We start from the raw sequence: 19,084 nt of genomic DNA, 5'->3' as shown, positions 1-19,084 counted from the left end.
TCTTGTTATAACCTGACAAAGCCCTCAGGTCATGGGATTCTTATCTCCTCACTCCGTCATGGCGACGGTGCCCATACACCTTCCATCAGAGTTTCAAAACGCCTGATTAGTGCGGAAGACTCTATATCTCGTACTTCTGTGCCCTGCTCAAGAGCCCGAGCGGCCCGGTGCGCCGCCCGCCCCTCAAGAAGCGGCGCAACGCCCGCAATTGCGGCCATTTCTTGCAAGTCGCCGTTACAATGCACAACCACATCGCACCCGGCCTTTAAGGCCATAAGAGACCGCTCCGCTGAATCTCCCGACAAAGCCCTCATGCTGATATCATCACTCAAAAGAAGACCATCAAAGCCTATCTGATCCCGAATAACAGAATCAATAATTAGGGACGATAATGTTGCCGGATTATCTGAATCAATGGCTTCGTACGTTACATGCCCCGTCATGGCCATGGGCAAATCATTCAATGCCCGAAATGGCACCCAATCGGTTTGTAAAAGTTCATCCGTCGAGGCTGAAATACAAGCCGATGACTTATGAGTATCCCTCAGTGCCCGCCCCTGACCAGGTATATGTTTTACAACCGGAAGAACACTGCCCTCCAACAATCCAGCTCCCGCCGACCGCCCAAGAGCCGTTACAACATCCGGATTATTTCCAAAAGCCCTATCACCAATGGCCGGATCAGCCCCCTCAACCGGCACGTCAAGCACCGGCCAACAATTCGCATTCACCCCCACCGTGCATAGTTCATGAGCCATAAGCCGTGCACCAAGATAAACGGCTTCCATGCCCCGCTCAGGATCTTGCTCATAAAGAGTGCCATAGATCTGCGCCGGTGGAAACAAAGACCAGTGCGGAGGTTTCAACCGTGCAACCCGCCCCCCTTCCTGATCTATGAGAACGGGGGCATTCCGTCCAACAGAATCCTGCAAGTCCTGTGTTAATGAATAAACCTGCTCAGGAGACGCACAATTACGGGAAAACAGAATAAAACCCCATGGATTAGCTTCGCGAAAAAAATCACGCTCCGTGTGCGTCAGTTGCGCACCCCTACATCCTGCAATGAATGCTTTGGCGGCAATAAACGCTTCGGGCACGAAACGGCGCCCGGGAAGTCAGGAACCAGACGACAAAGACACTACAAAGCAGTCTACACCTTCCCTTTTGAGAGAATTGCACTTGCTTTGTGCAAAAGCCTTATCGCTACTGTGTGTAAATGATTGCAACTGAGCGCGATAAAAAACACCTTGCTCAGGAATATTAACCTTGAGAATCACGCCTTCCATATCTTTAATTTCCGGATACTGAGACAGAGCCTTTGCCAAAGCTTTTTGAGCATCAGACTCACTTCTCCAGGAGCTAATCTGCACCCGGTAGTGTGTCTTTTTGTTATTTGAAGACGCTACGGCTGGCTTTGCCGGCGCAATAGCATCCTGTGTGGCAACAGAAGCCGAAACGGGAGGAGCCGAAACAGGCCCGTTGCCCGCATCCACCTCCTTAACCATCTCTTCCATATCTTCCGTTATCCGGGAAGCGGTAAGGCTATCCTTACTGGCACCACTAGCGTCCTCCCCACCGGTAATTCTTTCATATATCTTTTTATCCTGATGAGGAATCTTCAATCCACCCGGATCTTCCGGCTTTACTTTAACCGGCTCATTCCGGCTTTCTATAACAGGAAGCCCTGTACCCTCCGGGTCCGAAAACCTCCCTGATTGGCCTGTATAAAACCCAAGAAAAAACACCACCACCACGACAACTGCCGCAGATAGCCAATAGACAGGCCGACCCGATTTGCCCTGCTCGGACTTTGCATCTCTGGCGTAGTCATAGCCGCTTTTCATAGGCGGTAAGTCATCTGGCATGGTCATGGTTTTCTCCTGAACGAATCTATTGCCCTACAGATAGTATAACACCCCTGTCGTTCAGGAAATCACATTTCACGGGCAGGCGTAATCCCCAAAATTTCTAACCCTTCAGCCAGAATAAAGGCAACTGTCGTTATCAACCCGAGACGTGCCAGCGTAAGCGGCTTATTATCTTGTCTAATAAAGCGCAAAGCAGAATCATCTCTGCCCTTATTCCAGAGAGCATGAAAGGTAGAGGCTAATTCATAGAGATAAAAGGCCACTCTGTGAGGCTCCCGTGTCATGGCGCTACTGGCAATAAGGCGTGGAAAGGCCGCCACCTGCCTAAGTAAAGCCATTTCTAACTCATCAGAAATTTGTTTAAAATCAGCCCCTGCCAGCACTTCCGGTTCTATCTCTTGCAGTGTTAAACCATTTTCCGGCTCCACCGCAACCCGCAAAACCGAGCAAATGCGCGCATGGGCGTATTGCACATAAAAAATAGGATTGTCTCTCGACTGCTCCTTAACCTTCTCAAAATCAAAATCCAGCGGAGCATCGTTACGGCGATACAACATCATAAACCGCACCGCATCCCCCCCCACTTCATTGACGATATCCCGTACGCTTACAAACTCTCCGGCCCGTTTTGACATTTTGACGGGTTGCGCATCCCGCAAAAACCTGACCAGCTGGCAAATCCTGATTTCAGCCGCCCCCTCGCCATCGGTAATGGCCGTCACCATTGCCTGTAACCGCTTAATATAACCGCTATGGTCAGCGCCCCACACACCGATCATGTTACAATATCCTCGCCGGAATTTATCCAGATGATAGGCAATGTCAGACGCAAAATATGTAAACAACCCGTTGGAGCGTTGAACGGCACGGTCTCTATCGTCTCCGAATTGGGTTGACCGAAAGAGCAACTGCGGCTCCGGCGCACACTCCTCACCGGACTCCTCATCAGACTCCCTGCCCTTTGGTGGCTTCAGGATGCCCCTGTAAAGCAAGCCTTTCTCTTGCAGAATGCCAATGGCAGCCTCAAGTTTGCCATCTCCAATCATGGACCGCTCAGAAGAGAACACCTCATGGTGTACACCAAGCGTAGCCATGTCTTCCTTGATAAGCGCCATCATAGCTTCAACCGCCGCATCCCGCACCACAGATTGCCACTCATCTTCCGGCTTACTAAGCAACGTATCCTTATATTGATCAGCCAACGCCGCTCCAACCGGTTTTAGATAATCTCCCGGATAGCTATCCTCCGGCATTGAATCTATATCCTCACCCAACGCCTCCCTGTACCGCAACCAGACCGACTGGGTAAGTGTGTCTATTTGTCCCCCCGCATCATTAATATAATACTCACGACACACCTCATGGCCCGTCCATGCCAGCAGATTCGCCAGTGCGTCTCCAAAAATAGCGCCCCGTGTATGACCTATATGCAACGGGCCGGTGGGATTAGCGGAAACATACTCAACATTTACCTTATGCCCCGCTCCGAAAGAATTTGCCGCAAAACGCCGGTTGGCCTTCAACACATAACCAGCAATATCGCGCAAGGATGTCTCTGAAAGACGAATGTTCAAAAATCCCGGGCCGGCAATTTCAATGCCCGCGATCATCTCGCGACCCTTAAGACCCTCTACTAAAGCCTCAGCAATATGGCGAGGTTTCAGACCGGCAGGTTTTGCCAACACCATGGCTACATTGGTCGCAATATCACCATGGTCAGGATTACGGGGGGGCTCCACGGTAATACGGGTGTAGTCAAGGTTCTCAGGCAATACGCCATCCTTCACTAGACTATCCAACCCCTCGTAGAGGTAATTTTCAAAAACGGCAAAAACGTTCATCGACCCTGTTGTCTACCCCTGTATAATGTCTAGCTCAAACAGGCCAGACAGGCGATATGAAATTTTAACCAAAACGGGTTATAATGATGGGTAAGAGATACTATATTATAGATGTCTCTGAAATAGGATTATGCCCTGATGGATACTACGACTTCTCCCGCCCCTGTTACCCTGTCTGATTCTGCCACCCGGCGGATTGCTACCATTCTAGCCTCGGAAGAGCGGGATGCCATGTTGCGGGTTTCGGTCTCCGGTGGAGGCTGCTCCGGCTTTCAATATGGATTCACGCTGGAGGAAACCCGTCAGGATGATGACCATGTTATTGAAAAACAAGGTGCGGTTGTTTTGATAGACAGCGTATCCCTTGATTATATGGCCGGATCTGAGATTGACTTTGTTGAGGATATTATTGGGGCGTCCTTTCAAGTGCGTAATCCTCAGGCAACAGCGTCGTGTGGCTGTGGGACGTCTTTTTCTCTGTGATATAAGCTTGTGAGTAACATTGCTATCGCGACATGGAATGTGAACTCGGTTCGGGCACGTTTACCTCAGGTAGTTACATGGCTTGAGCAGAAAAAACCCGATGTGGTCTGCTTGCAAGAAATCAAATGTACGGACGAAGACTTCCCTCACCAACCGTTTGATGATTTGGGTTATAACGTCGTCACCCACGGACAAAAAACATATAACGGCGTCGCTTTATTGTCCCGTTTTCCCATCGAGGATATCCAACGGGGAATTCCAGATTATGAACAGGACGAGCAGGCCCGTTATATAGAAGGCGTTATCGCACCTGCGGGAATGGCTCCGATACGGGTAGCCTCACTTTATTTGCCCAATGGCAACCCGGCACCCGGCCCCAAATATGACTACAAGTTAGAGTGGATGGAGGCATTTCATGCCCACGCTTTAAATTTGCTGGAGTATGAAGAAGTTCTTGTTTTAGCCGGAGATTATAACGTCATACCGGAAGAGCGGGATGTTTATGACCCCCCGGCCTGGGAGTCTGATGCGCTGTTTTTGCCCTCTATCCGTGATCGTTTTCGATCTTTATTGAACGTTGGTTTCACGGATGCTCTGCGGGCTTGCAATGATGAAGCGCCAGCCTACACCTTTTGGGATTACAAAGGGGGAGCATGGCGGCGTAATCATGGCATACGCATAGACCATCTGTTACTTTCACCACAAGCAACGGATACGCTTGCGTCATGCATTATTCACCGGGAAGTACGGGATTGGGAAAAACCCTCTGATCACGTGCCGGTCATCGTTGAATTGAGACCTTAAGTTTGCTTTTCCGGTTTCTACCTATAGTGCCGGATGCATTTTAAATATCTGCGTAGCATTGGCGCTCCACCGCACCACCGGGGTGAGTCACCGCACCCTTGTACGCCGGACCAACCTGCTCGGCATACTTCCACAATGTACCCGATGTATAACCTCTCTCCGGCGGCTGCCAACTCTCACGACGACGCTCTAACTCCGCCTCATCTAAATCAACATCCAAAACACCCTCCCCAGCATCAATATGAATCATATCGCCATTGCGCAACAACCCGATAACCCCCCCCATAGCAGCCTCCGGTCCTACATGACCTATGCAAAACCCCCGGGTAGCTCCGGAAAAACGGCCATCCGTAATTAACGCAACTTTATCTCCCATCCCCTGACCGTAAAGAGCCGAAGTGGTGGACAACATCTCTCTCATACCCGGACCCCCACGTGGCCCTTCGTAACGGACCACTAAAACATCCCCAGCCTCATACTCACCACGCTCTACAGCCGCAAAGGCATCTTCCTCACAGTCAAAACACCGTGCCGCCCCTGAAAACCTGAGTGATGTCATCCCCGCAACTTTTACAATCGCCCCCTCCGGCGCAAGAGAGCCTTTCAACCCCACAACACCGCCTGTAGGCGACAAGGGTGCCGATACCGGATAAATGACTTTCTGCTCAGGGTCAAAACTTATACCCTCAAGGTTTTCAGCCAATGTCTTACCCGTTACCGTCAAACAATCGCCATGAAGATAACCACCCTCCAGCAATACCTTTAATAACATTGGCACCCCGCCCGCTTCATACATATCACGGGCTACATATTGCCCCCCGGGCTTCAAATCAGCGATATACGGCGTGCGTTTGAAGATTTCAGCAACCTCCATTAAGTCAAAATCAATCCCCGCCTCATGAGCCATGGCCGGCAAATGCAACCCTGCATTGGTAGACCCCCCTGTTGCGGCTACCACCGCCGCCGCATTTTCTAACGCCTTGCGGGTTACAATATCTCTTGGGCGCAGATTATCGGCCACAAGTGCCATAACAGCCTGTCCGCTCGCCTCTGCATAGGCATCACGACTCTCATAAACCGCCGGTGCACCACTTGAATGAGGCAATGCCAAACCTATAGCCTCCGAAACACAGGCCATCGTATTGGCCGTATACTGCCCCCCACATGCGCCGGCCCCCGGACACGCAACACACTCCAGCTCACGCAAATCATCCTCCCCCAACTGTCCGGCAGCGTGTTGTCCAACTGCCTCAAACACATCCTGCACCGTTACATCACGGCCCTTAAACTGGCCCGGTAAAATAGATCCCCCATAAATAAACACACTGGGCACATTCAACCGCAACATGGCCATCATCATACCGGGCAGAGATTTATCGCACCCCGCCAGCCCCACAAGCGCATCATAACAATGACCCCGCATGGTCAACTCTACGGAATCGGCAATAACCTCCCGACTTACCAGTGAGGACTTCATGCCCTGATGACCCATAGCAATGCCATCGGTTACCGTTATGGTGCAAAACTCCCGTGGCGTACCAAAAGATTCCTTCACGCCCACCTTAACTGATTGCGCTTGCCGCATCAGAGCAATATTACAAGGCGCAGCCTCATTCCAGCAGCTCGCAACCCCGACAAACGGACGGTTGATCTCTTCTTCCGTCAACCCCATAGCATAATAATAAGAGCGATGGGGGGCACGCTCCGGCCCCTCTGTTACATGACGGCTGGGTAGTTTTGATTTATCAAATTTATGAACGTTCATTTTATCCATCCCTGCATAAAGTCATTCACTCATTCGCTGACGGGCCCCAAGGAGTTTGGCTAACACCAGTGCGGCGGCTTCTTTCTTCTCCTTATTGTCTTCAATAACACTCGCCGGTGCCTGCTCTACGAATTTTTCATTACCAAGACGTTTCTCTATCCGCTCAAGATCGCCTTGCGCCTTTTGGATTTTCTTATCCAGACGTTTGAGTTCAACCTCAACATCAATAGTCTCTCCCAAAGGTAACAGAAAAAGTGCATCCCCCAAAACAATCTGTGCCGACCCTGAGAGAGCCTGTGCCCCCCCCCCAATATGAATACCTCCAAGATGCGCCAAACGCTCAATAATACCCTTATGGCGCTCTATACGGTTTTTTATGTCCGCACCAGCTTCCTTAATAATCAAATTGAGACGCGCCCCCGCCGGTACATTCATTTCGGAGCGCACGGAGCGCACCTGAGCGACCAGTTCAATCACAAATGACATACCCGCATCTGCTGCCTCATCTTGAAGGGTCTTATTAAACTGCGGCCACGGTGCATTAATCAGCATCTCTTTATTGCCGGTGACCTCTGCCACAAGGCGCTGATACAACTCTTCCGTAATGAATGGCATCATCGGATGCAACACAACCAGAATCTTCTCCAATACCCACGCCGCCATAGCGCGGGTCTCGTCACGCTCCTGTTGGCTGCTTTCATTTAAAAGCGGCTTGATAAACTCCAGATACCAATCGCAAAAAACATGCCAGATAAAATAATAAAGAGTGGCCGCCGCCTCATTAAAACGATACGCTTCCAATGATTGTGTTACCGTCTGAACCGTGCGCTCCGTCTCACCTGCAATCCAGCGATTTACCTGCAATGTGGAATCGGCAGGGTCAAAATCATGCTCCACCACGCACTCGTTCATTTCACAAAACCGGGCGGCGTTCCATAATTTAGTACAAAAATTGCGGTAACCTGCTACCCGGGCTTCAGACAGTTTAATCTCACGGCCCTGAGCCGCCATGGCCGTCAAGGTAAAGCGCAAGGCATCCGCGCCATATTTGTCCATAAATTCAAGAGGATCCATGGTGTTTCCTCTGGACTTAGACATTTTCTGCCCATTTTCATCGCGCACCAGAGAATGAATATAAACCGTGTGAAACGGCACTTCCTTCATAAAGTGCAGTCCCATCATCATCATTCGGGAAACCCAGAAAAATATAATATCAAAAGCCGTAACCAAAACATCCGTCTTGTAATAACGCCTGAGTTCAGGCGTTTCATCCGGCCAGCCTAACGTAGAAAAAGGCCACAGGGCAGATGAAAACCATGTATCCAGCACATCTTCATCACGGGTTAGCGTAACGGCTTTACCGTAGTGCTCTGTAGCATGCTCCGTTGCCTCCACCTCATCGTGAGCGACAAAAATGTGCATATCCGGCCCATACCATGCCGGGATCTGATGACCCCACCATAATTGCCGGGAGATACACCACGGTTGAATGTTCTCCAGCCAGTCAAAGTACGTTTTCTCCCACGTACGTGGCACAAAAATCGTATCCCCCTGTTTGACGGCCTCCATGGCAGGAACCGCCAGACGCCCTGCATTCACATACCATTGCTCCGTTAAATACGGTTCAATTACGGAGTTTGACCTGTCGCCGTAGGGCACCATATGACGATGCGGTTCTATGCGGTCTAATAATCCTGCCGCCTCTAAATCCTGCACGATTTTCTTGCGGACCTCATAGCGGTCCATACCCTGATAGGCTTCCGGCGCATTCTCATTGACGCATGCCTTCTCATCAAAAATACTAAGGCACTCAAAATTGTGACGTTGCCCAACCTCAAAATCATTAAAATCATGGGCAGGCGTTATTTTAACGGCCCCTGACCCCTGCTCCGGGTCTGCATGAGTGTCATCAATAATCGGCAACCGGCGCCCCGCCAAAGGCAACACCGCATATCCCCCGATCAAGCCCTGATACCGCTCATCGTCCGGATGTACCACGATACCCGTATCCCCCAGCATCGTCTCCGGTCTCGTCGTAGCAATGGTGATAAACTCACCCTCCCGCCCCTCTAAAGGGTAGCGGACATACCACAAATGCCCATCCGTCTCGCGGGAGACCACCTCAAGGTCTGAAATGGCCGTGCCTAACTCCACATCCCAGTTAACCAGACGCTTGTCCTTATAAATCAACCCCTCACGATAAAGTTGTACAAAAACTTTAGCAACCGCTTTGGATAGTCCTTCATCCAGAGTAAAACGCTCCCGGCTCCAATCACACGAAACCCCCAAACGCCGCAACTGGCGGACAATAAGACCGCCCGACTCCTCCTTCCAACGCCAAATGCGATCCACAAAAGCCTCACGGCCCAATTCACGTCGGCTTACATTGCCTTCAGCCGCTAATTGGCGCTCAACAACCATCTGGGTAGCAATCCCCGCATGGTCCATGCCCGGTTGCCACAAGACGTCCCGCCCGCGCATGCGCTCAAAACGCACCAGAATATCCTGCAACGTATTATTGAGCGCATGACCCATATGCAAAGCGCCGGTAACATTGGGCGGAGGAATAACAATACAATAGGGTTCCGCGCCGCTTTGAAATTTTTCCGGAACACCACACCGAAAAGCACCGGAGGTCTCCCATACTTCATAAAGGCGTGGCTCTACCTCGCTAAAATTATACGTTTTTTCAAGCATCGGGTGGGATTTTTCCGTGTAACCCGTAATACCAGCCGGCAAACCGGATGTTACGGCGCTCCATCGCTATGGGCATCTTTCAGATTTCTATAACCAAACTATTTATTGTTAACATTGGTATTAATAATCAGCGGAGTCATGATACTCAACCGGTAGTTCAAGATCGCGTGCCGTTAAAACACCCATGACTGACAATAAAGAATAATACGCAACATAACGGTTGCGCTCGGCACGGGTTAACGAAACCCGCGCATTCAGCAAATCCTGTGCGGCATTGAGAACATCCAGCGTGGTCTGAGAGCCCACCTGCGCTTCCTGGCGCACACCTTCCAGCGCAATTTCATTAGCGGTGACCTGTTCCCGGTCTGAAGCAATCTGCGCCTCTGCCGATTTCAGCCCAACCCATGCACCTTGCACACCCTCTATGACCTGCCGTCCCGCGGCGGCAACCATAAGACGATCCTGAGCGTTTTGTTGCGAGAGTTGGCCAATACCCGGATATACAATACCGTTATATAAGGGTACCGACAACTCGACGGTCAGCGTATTGTCTATATTTCTTTCAGTAAAATCAGTCCGATCCCAAGCGTGACTGGTTCGCGCAGTGACGTCCAGCGTGGGCAGCAATGCTCCCCTCGCCATGCTAATCCCGATATCGGAAGCCCTCTCAACATGTTGTGCCGTCTGCAGGGCCGGATTATTACCCAAAGCAATCTTGTGAACGTCCTCTATAGTTGCCGGTATATCCGGTAAAGTTCCCAATTCAAGAGTGCCCGGAGCTTGTCCGATAGCCCTCTCATAGGCCGCCCGGGCGCTCACCAGCGAGGCTTCTGCCCGGATTAGGCTGGATTTTGCAAAAGCAAGCCGTGCATTGGACTGGGCTACACCCGTATTTGTATCCTCTCCAACCTCAAAGCGGTCCTGTGCCGCTTTCAACTGACGGGTTAAAACCTCAACCTGACCCTGATTCAACCGGACCTCCGCCTCATTCTGATAAACATCAAAATAAGCCGTTACGGCATCCAGCATCACCTGCTGCTCTACATTCAAAAGATTAGCAAGACCCGCTCTCGCCAGTGATTTAGCCTGCTTAACCTCATTGATGGTCCGAAATCCGCTAAACAGATTCTGACTCACACTACCCGTCACCCCTAGCGGAGTAGTATTGGTAGTTTGATAGGCAGAAGTCCCCACCGTGCGCTTGATGGCATTTTGTTGCCATGCGTAAGTTCCGCTTGACCTAATTTCAGGGTGAAATCCAGCATAGGCTACAGATACACCCTTATCTGCTGCCCGGGCCGCCGCCAGTTCCGCCAACAAGACCGGATTGCTTGTATAAGCCGCCGACAGGGCCTCCTCCAGCGTATCCGCCTGCGCCGGAAACGCTATCATTACGCCTACAAGGCCACAAAAAACCCTCAAGGCAACGCCACTGTTCTTTTTCATACGATCCTCACCTGAATATCTCACAAATCCTTATAACTCCACTATCTTAAAACTAACATCCGGCTCAAAACCAATATCTGCCCGAAACTAAAATCTTGCCGAAATCAGACTCTGGCAGGGTAAGGCTCTACGATGCAAAAACAAAATCAGGCTCCGCCTCAAACCCCGGCAAAACCGATGCCGTCGCCTTGCATATTGTCCGGGAAGAAACGCCCCCTCCAGTCTTCTCATACACCCTGACATTACCATTCACGGCTCCATAAACAACCGCAACCAGACGGCCTCCCTCCGCCAACTGCGAAAACAGCCCTTCCGGTATTCTACAGGCCGCCCCACTCAACATGATAATATCATAAGGAGCTTGCCCCGGATATCCCTCCTTCAAATCCCCCTTAACAACAACGGCGTTATCCGCCCCCAGCTCAGCCAACGTCCCCATGGCTTTTTCTGCCAATATGTTGTCTTCCTCCAGAGCGACAACCGTATCGGCCAGACGCGCCAGAACCGCCGTGGAATACCCCGACCCGCACCCTATGTCCAAAACCACATCGGAAGGTTCAATACCCGCCGCCTGAACCAACAACGCAAAATCACGGGGCGCCGGCAACCCCCGTGCTACAGGCTTAACGGATAACCTTATAGGGCAATCGGCGTAGGCATACGGAATACATTCATCCGGCACAAATTGCTCACGGGAAATTTTTCGTATCGCCCCCAGTACTGCAGGATCCGTCACTCCATCGGTGCGGATTTGACTTTCAATCATGGTATTTCTGAGTTCGGTGAAATCTGTCATTTCAAACCGCTTGTCCCCACTATCGTTTAAGGATCTATGACCTATAATGGGTGATTATATACAAGAATGGAAAGAAATCCTATCGGAGCACTTGCGGTGAGGCCTGAAAATCTGCGAACACAAGTAATAATTTGTCATTGAACAATGTCAATGCCAGATTATACACAACCTGTCGCAGACACTCCGTGAAGAATAGCGTCTGCGCCAATGCTTTGATCCCCTGCAAACCACAGCCTTTATAAAAACGGCAAGCCAAGCGTTTTGGCCTGCCGTTATTGCCATTATCTCACCTGAGGCATCACCAAAAGCGCTAGTGCACCTGCGGTGAGGCTGGAATTTAGAGCCGTTTATTCTCCAAATACGCCACCGTCGCCGTCAGAGGCGGGGCCGAGGTCTTCATCCCCACATCCCCAAATCCAGCAGAAGTTATAATCAGCCCACGACTGGGCATGAGCGGGAGTAGATGTATAAAACACCGGCCCGCTAAGAGCCAAGGCCATCACAAGAGCAATTGAAAGAGTTGTTAGTGTTTTCATTTTAGATCTCCTCAAAACGTTTGTTAACTTCCGAATCATACTCCTTTTTCTTAACCTCCAGAAAAATTCCGGAAGATTCGGCGCACATCAATTATGATACTATTGCAGAATAGTATAGGAGCCTAATCAACTTTAAATCACAAAAAAGATAGTTGGAATTGATGTTGTACATAACCCCCTATAAAGGCTATTGCAATTCTTGGTAATCGCAGGAATGATACGGCAAATCCTAGAGATTGTAGGCCACGTGGCGGAATGGTTGACGCAGCGGACTGCAAATCCGTTTATCCCGGTTCGATTCCGGGCGTGGCCTCCACAACCCCTCCCGGTCCTCACCTCCCCCAATTCCGCCTGATTTTGGCCGATCCAAATTAGCCCTATAGTTGCTCTGAAGCCATGACCGGGCTATTTCAGGCTGGTATTGGCTCCGTGATTTTGCTAATCCTAAAGACAGGCTTAATCCCCGATAGCTCAGTTGGTAGAGCAAGCGGCTGTTAACCGCTGGGTCGCTGGTTCGAGTCCGGCTCGGGGAGCCATTTTTCATTTTGACCCTTCCCGGCATTTATTCAGCTAGTCTTCCTATTACTTTCTCTGCCTTTTTGTCCCTTATTTCCAAGTAAGGAATTGCCGGGGGCAAGGTTATACTATCCACGATTGAAACACCAAGAACGTGAAAGCAATCGATGGAAGACGATATTGAAAAACTGAAAAAACGATATCTGAACTTTGCGAAATACGAGGCAAAAGGCAGGTGTCAGGCATATTTTGATCTGGCCCGTTGGGTGACAGAAAGCGATATACTTCTTCAGTTTATTTCCAATTTTCATGACAACAAAAGACAACCCAACCTGATTTTTGCCGCTGTCCGGAAAGTTTATGGCGTTCCAAACTCTTTACACGAATTTGAGCGGATCATTCATGAAAACCGTGAGGCCATAACACAGGTGGTCAACACAAAAATCACCCAGACCAATGAACCGGCACGTTGCGGTGCACTATTTCTGGCCTTATCGCAAATGAAACAAGAAAAGATTGCCCTCATTGAGGTGGGTGCCTCTGCCGGACTGTGCATGATTCCCGACTACTATCAATATAGTTTTGACGGCACAAAAATTGTGCCAAACTCTGCCTCCGGCCAATCACCCCTCATCACGTGCGGTTTTGACGGGCCAATGCCGGAAATCAATAAAAACCTCAATATTGTCTGGCGGAAAGGGATTGACCTGAACCCGATAGATTTATCTGATAAAGAGTCATGCGACTGGCTGGAAACTCTTGTATGGCCCGGACAGACAGACCGGTTGCACAGATTGCAAACCGCGATTGCCGAGGCACGGCAACACAGGCTGGAAATTACCGGAGGAAATTTACTGGATCATCTGGAAGCGTCTATCTCGGCGGCACCAAAAGAGGCCGATATCGTCATCTATCATTCGGCTGTCATGAATTACATGCCGCCAAAAGAGGTTAAACGGTTTAGGGCCCTCATGAACGACCTACCGGTGAACTGGATTTTGCAGGAGCACAGCCTGATATTCCCCGACTTACTTGATCCGGCCTTAGAAGTTCCTAGAGGAAGGTTTGTGCTATCTTATAATAACAATATTCTGGCGCACACACATCCCCATGGTGAGGATATTGTGTGGTTTGCGAAAGGTGTTTGATGATGAAAGAGTTCCCATTTAATACACCACCAAAGAAATGGTCTGATGGCATGGCATTACCAAAAGATGCTGGAGTATATGCTATATTTCTGCTGGGTATCGATATTTTGCCGGAAGAGTGGCAACCGATTCTAGGTCGTGATGACAAGATGATCTACATCGGAATGGGGGCCTCAGGTTTATATGATCGATTGGAAACTCATTTTACAGGGCCTCACTCAACAAGCGATACATTCCGGCGTTCTGTTGGTGCTGTTTTACGTGAATATTTACAGCTAAAGTTAACTTTACGATCAGCAAAACCCTCTAAATAGAGTTTCAAAAATGAAGATATACTCACAGCATGGATACGCGAGAACTGCCTTTTTACTTATCTTTTAGTTGCCAAAAGTGAAACGGAAGACCTTGAAAGAGAATTAATCCGTAAATATAAACCATCCCTGAATATCAAACATAATCCAAAAAAAATTAAAGAAGTGCAATCTGCTCGTGCAGAATGTAGGAGGCTTGTTGGAGGATAATTCCAAATAGTCAAACAGGATTACCCGAAAGAAGCTTTGCATGAGAGACCAATACGCAGGAGATATTTCCGATTTTTTTAAATTCTCGTTTTTACGGGCATTAGTTCATGGAACAGAATTGAAACTGGGAGTTGGCTGGTATTACGTCGACTGTCGTGATGACCCTGCGGACGGGAAACATCAGGAATACCTGCAACAAAAGGATTATAGGGCCTTAGATCCCGAATTATTTGATCATCTTGCAAAACTTCCTGAACGAAGCATAAACAAGCTTCAGAAAGCAGAAATCTGGAATAAGAGTACCGTTTTTCATTACTCAGCAGTTCCTAAGCCTTTGAAATCGGCAAGTCGAGACGCTTGGGCTCAGAATATGGTAACAACTTTGTCTAGATGTGACATGGTATTTATAGACCCCGATACTGGCCCCGATATCGGTGTTAAAAAACCTTCAAAACAACATGCATTAAAAAGAGAGATTGAAATTCTTGCAGCCAATAAAAGACCTTTAGTTTGTATCAAATTCCCAGCTCACAAAAATTATGATGAGCAAATCTTCGATATCAATAAACACTTTTATCTCTTCAATCCAATCACTTTGAAGATTTTAACGATCATCCCTACTGAAACTGGTAGAAAAGTACCCTCGGAAAGATGGTTCATTACCCTCAATCCATCAGACGATCTTATTAAACGCATAAAACAGTTTTCACAAAAACTTAAGTCATTCGATAACGTTCGTAGTTCCATCTATGGAAATTTCTAGTTCCCATCACCGCACTCACCGAATATCATTAAGGACAAAATCTACCTGCCCATAAACCCGTGTTGAATAGTGAACATCGGTAAACGCCTTTAGTTCGTCCCAAAATTTATCCCGCTCAGGGCTATTCAAATAACTCTCCAGTGCAGAACGGGAAGCGGCACCGTATATTAAAAGAACACCATCCCATCCCCGCGCTTCATCTTTTTGTTCCAGCATCACCTTGCGTGCCCACATCATGCCCTTAACGTTAAGCACGTCTTTCATGTGCTTGTCCTCAAGCCAACGCAGGTAAGCCTCACCCTCGCCCGGCTTAACCCATGATTGCACCATATAAATTACTGCGTCTTTTTCCATAGTGTATCTCTTTCATACTGTCTGTAATCTTGAACAATATAGCCCGGCACTGTAAAGTTATGGTATGGAAATTCGTAATAATCTCATAGAAACTATTGGCAATACGCCACTTATTCGCCTGCGGCGCGCCTCGGAAGAAACCGGATGTGAGATTCTCGGCAAAGCCGAGTTCATGAACCCCGGACAGTCCGTCAAAGACCGCGCCGCCCTTTATATTGTGCAGGATGCCATCAAGAAGGGTCAATTGCGCGAAGGCGGCGTCGTTGTTGAAGGAACGGCAGGGAATACCGGTATTGGCCTGGCGCTGGTCAACAACAGTTTGGGGTATCGAACCGTGATTGTTATTCCCGACACTCAATCGCAGGAAAAAAAGGATATGCTACGTCTTGCCGGTGCAGAACTCATTGAAGTACCGGCCGTTCCTTATAAAGACCCCAATAATTACGTCAAATATTCAGGCCGTCTGGCCGAAGAGATCAACGAAAAAGAACCCAACGGGGCGATCTGGGCGAACCAGTTTGACAACATAGCCAACCGCAAGGCCCATGTTGAGACTACCGGTCCTGAAATCTGGCAGCAAACGGAAGGCAAAGTAGATGGCTTTACTTGCGCCATCGGCACCGGCGGCACGCTGGCAGGGGTCGCTATGGCTTTGAAGTCGAAAAGCCCGTCAATCGTCGCCGCCGCTGCCGACCCCATGGGAGCGGCGCTCTATCATTATTACAAACATGGCGAATTGAAATCAGAAGGCACATCCATTACCGAAGGGATCGGTCAGGGACGCGTCACTGCCAATCTGGAAGACGCCCCCATAGATGACGCCTTCCAGATTCCCGATGAAGAAGCGCTGCCTATTGTTTTTGGTCTGCTGAAAGAAGAAGGGCTTTGTCTGGGTGGCTCCAGCGGCATTAATATTGCGGGAGCTATACGCCTTGCCCGCCAAATGGGACCCGGACATACCATCGTCACCGTCTTGTGCGATTACGGAACGCGCTATCAAAGCAAAATGTTTAACCCAACATTCCTAAAAGAAAAGAACCTGCCCTACCCCGACTGGCTGACATAAAATCCTCATGGATATCCCCCACGAAATTACCATCACCTATCTGGAAATGCTGGCGCATCCGGCCAAAAGCCCCTCTCATACCCTCTCCGGCACCGTAGCTCTCATCCGGGCCGAAAAACCGCCCGTACACTTCTACCGCTACCTCTACGATACAATCGGTAAAGATTACTATTGGGTGGACCGCTGGCGTATGCCGGACGAGCAACTCACCGCCATTATTCACAATGATGATGTCAAAATATATGTGTTGCACCACAATGGCGTACCGGCCGGATTTGCAGAGCTTGATTTTCGCCTGTTCCCTCAGGCCGAACTTTCCATGCTGGGGCTGATGCCCGAACAAATCGGCGAGGGGTTGGGGGTTTATCTTCTTCATGAGGCCATTAACCTTGCCTGGTCTCAGGAAATCAACCGCCTGATTGTGCAAACCTGCACTCTGGACCATCCCCATGCCCTGCCCCTCTATCAACGCTGCGGTTTCACACCCTATGAACAGGAAAACGGCATATTAAAACAGCCCGCCGACTGGCCGTCGCCAACTGCGAATAGATTATAAAATGGCTGAAATTAGAACGGACAGACTGGTTTTAAAAAAATTAGGTCATGCCGATAAAGAACGGTTGGTTAACCTGATTGGTGATTTCAGGGTTTCAAAAAACTTAAGCAGTGTTCCCTATCCTTATACGTTAGACGATGCTGATAAATGGCTAGAGATTGTTAACAATGATAAGTTTTCATTAAATATTTTCTTAAACAATAATCTGGTAGGCGGCATCGGTTTGACGCCCAGAGATAACGGTTTTTATGAACTCGGATATTGGCTGGGAGTCGATTATTGGGGACAAGGTTACGCAACGGAGGCGGTTAGAGGTTTTCTTGACTATCTAAAAACCAATACGACATTTAGAAAATTAAAAGCCTGCGTGCTTAGTGAAAATATTGCTTCTGCAAAACTATTGAAAAAAATTGGTTTTTTGCAAGTTGGGGAGGAAGAATGTTTTAGTCTTGCGCAACAAGAAAAACTCCCGTCGTTAAATTATGAATATTACTTAGAAGAGAACTAAGTCATGAAAGAGGATATTTTAGAACAGCTCGTAGATGAATATCTGCAACATAAAGGCTATTTCACCAGACACAATGTCAAATTCAAACCTGATCCTTCACATCCGGAATATGAATCAAAGCAAGATAGAGTTGCCAGCGATATTGACGTCATAGGATTTAACCCGACGTTAAAAGGATCAGAGCGCGTTATTGTTGTTAGCTGTAAAAGCTGGCAAGGTGGCTTCGATCCGGACAACATAATAAAAAAGATTGAAGAAGGGAAAAAAGAGAGTGGGCGCGAAACATGGAAAGGCTTCCGAGAACTCGTCAAAGAAAAATGGACATCAGCCTTCCTAGATAAAGTTGAAGAAATTACAGAGTCAAAAAAATTCACTTACATTACAGCCGTAACAACACTTAAGCCGAATGCAAATAAAGAGAAATGGGAAAATTACAATACTTTTAAAACAGCCATGCGCGGTAACCCTGTCAAAATTCTCACGCTCAATGAGATCCTTGATGAACTCTATCGATCTATTGAACGAACACCGGCGGCATCGTCCGTGGGACGTCTTATGCAGATTATTAAAGCTTCAAAATGGATAGAAAAGAAGCAACGAAACCTAGCAAATTAATGATTTAAAATCTGGCTTAAAAAGAGTTTAGTGCGCTCATTTTGAGGATTGGTGAAAAACGGTTCCGGTGCGTTTTCTTCTACAATCTGTCCCCCATCCATGAAAATAACACGGTTGGCGACCTGCCGCGCAAAACCCATCTCATGGGTCACGCAAACCATCGTCATGCCTCCCTCAGCCAGAGAGACCATCACGTCCAGCACTTCCTTAATCATCTCCGGATCAAGAGCCGATGTGGGTTCATCAAACAGCATAATACGGGGTTTCATACACAAAGCCCGCGCAATGGCAACCCGCTGCTGTTGGCCTCCGGATAATTGACCCGGGTATTTATCCGCCTTATCGGGAATCTTGACCCGCTCTAAAAACTGCATGGCAACTTCCTCAGCTTCCTTCTTGGGCATCTTGTGAACCCAGATAGGAGCTAAAGTGCAATTCTCTAGCGTTGTCAGGTGAGGGAACAGATTAAAATGCTGGAAGCACATGCCGGTATCTCTCCGGATCTCATCAATTTTTTTAACATCGTCAGTGAGTTCAATACCCTCGACAATAATCTGCCCTTCCTGATGCTCCTCAAGCCTGTTAATGCACCTAACCAGCGTGGACTTTCCGGAACCGGAAGGACCGCAAACCACAATTCTTTCGCCGGTATGAATCGTCAAATTGATATCTTTGAGCACATGAAAATCTTCATACCATTTGTTCATGCCGACCATCCGGACAGCAACCTCATCAGATATTTTCATGCCGTCCTGTGCTGAATCTTGATTCATCGAATTATCCGTCACTTTATTATCCTCT

18 protein-coding genes, 2 tRNA genes and 1 pseudogene are annotated in these 19,084 nt (G+C 48.7%); 11 read left to right on the top strand and 10 right to left on the bottom strand.

From position 1 onward, the window contains the following. Nucleotides 1-56: 56 nt before the first annotated feature. The 3 genes from nagZ to V6Z81_02545 all read right to left on the bottom strand — a co-directional run bounded on the left by nagZ (nt 57) and on the right by V6Z81_02545 (nt 3,709). Nucleotides 57-1,097 carry a beta-N-acetylhexosaminidase gene (nagZ, locus tag V6Z81_02555; GenBank protein ID MEG9861373.1) on the bottom strand — a complete coding sequence of 347 codons (1,041 nt, stop codon included), beginning with the start codon at nt 1,095-1,097 and terminating at the stop codon, nt 57-59. 18 nt (nt 1,098-1,115) lie between these two features. Then, nucleotides 1,116-1,871: an SPOR domain-containing protein gene (locus tag V6Z81_02550; GenBank protein ID MEG9861372.1), complete on the bottom strand. Its 756-nt coding sequence runs from the start codon at nt 1,869-1,871 to the stop codon at nt 1,116-1,118. A gap of 62 nt (nt 1,872-1,933) precedes the next feature. Then, the gene (locus tag V6Z81_02545; protein ID MEG9861371.1) at nt 1,934-3,709 is read right to left on the bottom strand and encodes an arginine--tRNA ligase; all 1,776 of its coding nucleotides are present in this window, start codon (nt 3,707-3,709) and stop codon (nt 1,934-1,936) included. A gap of 138 nt (nt 3,710-3,847) precedes the next feature. Between V6Z81_02545 and erpA the strand changes: the two genes are divergently transcribed. Both erpA and xth read left to right on the top strand, forming a co-directional pair. Beyond that, nucleotides 3,848-4,192 (top strand): iron-sulfur cluster insertion protein ErpA, encoded by a 345-nt coding sequence (erpA, locus tag V6Z81_02540; protein ID MEG9861370.1) that lies wholly within the window; start codon nt 3,848-3,850, stop codon nt 4,190-4,192. A gap of 9 nt (nt 4,193-4,201) precedes the next feature. Continuing rightward, the gene (gene xth, locus V6Z81_02535; GenBank protein MEG9861369.1) at nt 4,202-4,996 is read left to right on the top strand and encodes an exodeoxyribonuclease III; all 795 of its coding nucleotides are present in this window, start codon (nt 4,202-4,204) and stop codon (nt 4,994-4,996) included. Nucleotides 4,997-5,036: 40 nt separating this feature from the next. Here the strand turns inward: xth and ilvD are convergent, their stop codons facing one another. From ilvD to V6Z81_02510, 5 genes are all read right to left on the bottom strand, one after another. Further along, nucleotides 5,037-6,761 (bottom strand): dihydroxy-acid dehydratase, encoded by a 1,725-nt coding sequence (ilvD, locus tag V6Z81_02530; GenBank protein MEG9861368.1) that lies wholly within the window; start codon nt 6,759-6,761, stop codon nt 5,037-5,039. Between the two features lie 21 nt (nt 6,762-6,782). After that, nucleotides 6,783-9,458 (bottom strand): valine--tRNA ligase, encoded by a 2,676-nt coding sequence (locus V6Z81_02525; protein ID MEG9861367.1) that lies wholly within the window; start codon nt 9,456-9,458, stop codon nt 6,783-6,785. 120 nt (nt 9,459-9,578) lie between these two features. Further along, a complete protein-coding gene (locus V6Z81_02520) occupies nt 9,579-10,904 on the bottom strand; it encodes a TolC family outer membrane protein (protein MEG9861366.1) in 1,326 nt (441 codons plus the stop codon). Between the two features lie 127 nt (nt 10,905-11,031). Continuing rightward, complete coding sequence (locus tag V6Z81_02515) at nt 11,032-11,700, bottom strand: protein-L-isoaspartate O-methyltransferase (protein ID MEG9861365.1); 669 nt, start codon at nt 11,698-11,700, stop codon at nt 11,032-11,034. A gap of 347 nt (nt 11,701-12,047) precedes the next feature. After that, the gene (locus V6Z81_02510) at nt 12,048-12,236 is read right to left on the bottom strand and encodes a hypothetical protein (protein ID MEG9861364.1); all 189 of its coding nucleotides are present in this window, start codon (nt 12,234-12,236) and stop codon (nt 12,048-12,050) included. A gap of 241 nt (nt 12,237-12,477) precedes the next feature. Between V6Z81_02510 and V6Z81_02505 the strand changes: the two genes are divergently transcribed. The 5 genes and pseudogenes from V6Z81_02505 (at nt 12,478) to V6Z81_02485 (ending at nt 15,184) form a co-directional block, all read left to right on the top strand. Next, nucleotides 12,478-12,552 (top strand) — tRNA-Cys (locus V6Z81_02505). 144 nt (nt 12,553-12,696) lie between these two features. Continuing rightward, nucleotides 12,697-12,772, top strand: a tRNA-Asn gene (locus tag V6Z81_02500). Nucleotides 12,773-12,919: 147 nt separating this feature from the next. Beyond that, on the top strand, nt 12,920-13,900 hold the full coding sequence (locus V6Z81_02495; GenBank protein MEG9861363.1) for a DUF2332 domain-containing protein: 981 nt from the start codon (nt 12,920-12,922) through the stop codon (nt 13,898-13,900). Then, nucleotides 13,900-14,421, top strand: a pseudogene (locus V6Z81_02490) (hypothetical protein). Before V6Z81_02495 ends, V6Z81_02490 begins: the two are co-directional and overlap by 1 nt. Before the next feature lie 40 nt (nt 14,422-14,461). Further along, the gene (locus V6Z81_02485; GenBank protein ID MEG9861362.1) at nt 14,462-15,184 is read left to right on the top strand and encodes a hypothetical protein; all 723 of its coding nucleotides are present in this window, start codon (nt 14,462-14,464) and stop codon (nt 15,182-15,184) included. Between the two features lie 15 nt (nt 15,185-15,199). On the opposite strand, the gene V6Z81_02480 is transcribed toward V6Z81_02485, so the two are convergent. Then, a complete protein-coding gene (locus V6Z81_02480) occupies nt 15,200-15,538 on the bottom strand; it encodes a hypothetical protein (GenBank protein ID MEG9861361.1) in 339 nt (112 codons plus the stop codon). A gap of 64 nt (nt 15,539-15,602) precedes the next feature. Between V6Z81_02480 and V6Z81_02475 the strand changes: the two genes are divergently transcribed. From V6Z81_02475 to V6Z81_02460, 4 genes are read left to right on the top strand one after another with little or no spacing between them, the layout of a single operon-like run. Then, a complete protein-coding gene (locus V6Z81_02475; GenBank protein MEG9861360.1) occupies nt 15,603-16,604 on the top strand; it encodes a cysteine synthase A in 1,002 nt (333 codons plus the stop codon). 7 nt (nt 16,605-16,611) lie between these two features. After that, entirely contained in the window at nt 16,612-17,160 is a 549-nt protein-coding gene (locus tag V6Z81_02470; GenBank protein MEG9861359.1) for a GNAT family N-acetyltransferase, read from the top strand. A 1-nt stretch (nt 17,161) separates the two neighbouring features. Continuing rightward, nucleotides 17,162-17,668 carry a GNAT family N-acetyltransferase gene (locus V6Z81_02465; GenBank protein ID MEG9861358.1) on the top strand — a complete coding sequence of 169 codons (507 nt, stop codon included), beginning with the start codon at nt 17,162-17,164 and terminating at the stop codon, nt 17,666-17,668. Nucleotides 17,669-17,671: 3 nt separating this feature from the next. Further along, nucleotides 17,672-18,283, top strand: a complete 612-nt coding sequence (locus V6Z81_02460; GenBank protein ID MEG9861357.1) for a hypothetical protein — start codon at nt 17,672-17,674, stop codon at nt 18,281-18,283. On the opposite strand, the gene V6Z81_02455 is transcribed toward V6Z81_02460, so the two are convergent. Beyond that, entirely contained in the window at nt 18,280-19,071 is a 792-nt protein-coding gene (locus tag V6Z81_02455; protein MEG9861356.1) for an amino acid ABC transporter ATP-binding protein, read from the bottom strand. The two genes, V6Z81_02460 and V6Z81_02455, sit on opposite strands and share 4 nt — an antisense overlap. Nucleotides 19,072-19,084: the final 13 nt, after the last annotated feature.

It is taken from the genome of Parvularculales bacterium, from assembly GCA_036881865.1.
Classification (GTDB): domain Bacteria; phylum Pseudomonadota; class Alphaproteobacteria; order JAPOUT01; family JBAJNM01; genus JBAJNM01.
Note: the sequence above shows the minus strand (reverse complement) of the source record. Positions and strands in the feature narration are given on the sequence as shown.